The sequence below is a fragment of the Winogradskya consettensis genome, assembly GCF_018332715.1.
Taxonomy (GTDB): Bacteria; Actinomycetota; Actinomycetes; order Mycobacteriales; family Micromonosporaceae; genus Actinoplanes; species Actinoplanes consettensis.
On sequence record NZ_BOQP01000103.1, the window covers coordinates 1 to 521 of the forward strand.

General features: G+C 70.6%; 1 protein-coding gene. It reads left to right on the forward strand.

Features of this window, described 5'->3' with window-relative positions:
• A partial coding sequence (locus Aco04nite_RS48490; RefSeq protein ID WP_213003924.1) for a DUF222 domain-containing protein occupies nucleotides 1–521 on the forward strand: 521 nt, incomplete at both ends.

Genomic DNA, 521 nt, shown 5'->3' on the forward strand with positions numbered 1-521 from the left:
TCGGTGACGACGCGGCGGTCCTCGCCGCGGCTCCGCTGTGGCAGCTCACCGATGCCGACCTGACCGACGCGCTGCGGTTGGCCCGGCAGGCGGAACAGGCCCTCCTCGTCCTGCAGGCCCGCCTCGTCCACCAGGGCGCCACCCGCGGAATCCCACGATCGCAGGGCCACCGATCCACTGCTGGCTGGCTGCGCTCCTCGTTACTGCTGGACCCGCAGCCCGCCCGCGACCTCGCCGCCCACGCCACCGCACTGCAGCATCCAAACCTCCAGCAGGTGGTCCTCAACGGTCACGCCGACGTGCGCCAAGCCGCCGTGATCGCCTCGACCCTCGATGCCATCCCCGACAACCTCGCCACCCTCGACGGCCCCATCAACCAAGCCCAAATCCTGCACGACGCCGAAACCGCCATGATCGACCTCGCACGGCAGTTACCCGCCTACCAACTGCGCCGCGTCGGCGAACGCATCCTCAACCACATCGCCCCCGAACTCGCCGACCACGCCGACCACGCCGCCCTG